Source organism: Bacillus sp. T17B1 (assembly GCF_026796395.1).
GTDB classification, from domain to species: Bacteria; Bacillota; Bacilli; order Bacillales; family Bacillaceae; genus Bacillus; species Bacillus spizizenii_A.
On sequence record NZ_JALAYA010000023.1, the window covers coordinates 31,799 to 32,000 of the forward strand.

General features: G+C 44.1%; 1 pseudogene. It reads left to right on the forward strand.

Annotation, left to right across the window (positions count from 1 at the left end):
• Nucleotides 1–202: pseudogene (locus tag MOF34_RS12335) on the forward strand (IS5/IS1182 family transposase); the annotation flags it as partial.

Sequence of the window (202 nt, forward strand, 5' to 3'; positions counted from 1 at the left end):
AACATTATCACCGACGCCTATGTCACGCCTGGAAATGTCCATGATTCTGTGCCCTATCTTGACCGATTAGATCACCAAATTGCAAGATTTGATTTTGAAGTAGAAGCCGTCGCTCTTGATTCTGGTTATTTGACGACTCCGATCTGTAAAGGATTAGCTGCCCGCCATATTTTTGGCGTTATTGCCCATAGACGATATCACC